Consider the following 1,103-nt stretch of genomic DNA (forward strand, 5'->3'; position numbering starts at 1 on the left):
CCTAAGTTCAACAAATAAGTGCAACTCAAATTAAAAATCATTGGGGGCTAGCCCCCAATGATTGGCCAAGTGCTAAATTTGCGTTGCAATGAAATATAAACAGCTCAGCCGAGAGCAAAGATACCAAATTGGTGCTTTGTTGGAGGCAGGAAACAACAAAAGTAAGATAGCCGATATCCTTGGCGTCCACAAGAGTACAATTGGCCGGGAACTGAAGAGGAACATCGGCAAACGTGGACAGCACGCAGGCAAATACCAGCCTCGCCTGGCACAGGGCAAGACCGAAAAAAGGCACAGGTCCAAGCACAAGTCGGTAAAACTGACAGAAGAGCTCAAGGACCAGGCAGCCGGATGGCTAAGGAAGGAACGGTGGAGCCCCGAGCTCATTGCGGTCGAATGGAAAGTCCTTGGCATAGAAGGGGTTTCCTTGGAGTGCATCTATCAATGGATATGGGAGTGCAAAAAAAGCAACCGAAAAGAGAACCTGCCCTATAAGGACCTTTACCGTTACCTGCGCCACGGCAGGCGGAGGTCCAAGCGCGGCAACCATAAAAACAGCCGGGGCACGATAAAGGACAGGGTGTCGATAGAGGAGCGCCCGGATGTTGTCGAAAGCCGGGAGCGTCTGGGCGATGTGGAAGTTGACCTGATGATGGGCAAGGACCACAAATCCGCCTTGTTGGTGATGACAGAACGGTCAACATTGACAACCACGATGGATTTTTTGGAAAGCAAGGACTCAAAATCGGTACAGGAAAAAATAAACGGACGGATATCCCGTATAGGGAGCAGCTGGATAAAAACAATGACCTTTGACAATGGAAAGGAGTTTGCGGGGCACGGTGAAATAGCCAGAACGCACAATGTGAAGACCTATTTTACCAGACCGTACACCTCGCAGGACAAAGGCACGGTAGAGAACAGGATCGGGCTCATTAGACGTTTCTTGCCAAAGAAAACAGACCTGAACCTAATAAGCGAATACAGGATAAGGGAAATTGAAAGACTGATAAATAACAGAAGAGTGAGAAAGTTTGGCTACATTAGCCCAATAGAAAAATTAAAATCAACTTGGCCAGTTGCACTTATAACTTGAACATGGC

At 47.9% G+C, this 1,103-nt stretch carries 1 protein-coding gene; it reads left to right on the plus strand.

What is annotated here, in order from left to right; genetic code table 11:
• Positions 1–88: 88 nt before the first annotated feature.
• A complete protein-coding gene (locus tag DDV96_RS15750) occupies positions 89–1,096 on the plus strand; it encodes an IS30 family transposase (RefSeq protein ID WP_116695736.1) in 1,008 nt (335 codons plus the stop codon).
• Positions 1,097–1,103: the final 7 nt, after the last annotated feature.

The organism is Marixanthomonas spongiae (genome assembly GCF_003095375.1).
Taxonomy (GTDB): Bacteria; Bacteroidota; Bacteroidia; order Flavobacteriales; family Flavobacteriaceae; genus Marixanthomonas; species Marixanthomonas spongiae.

Excerpts from the sequence above, each read along its gene's own strand:
- DDV96_RS15750 (WP_116695736.1), top strand. The coding sequence starts at position 89 with ATGAAATATAAACAGCTCAGCCGAGAGCAAAGATACCAAATTGGTGCT.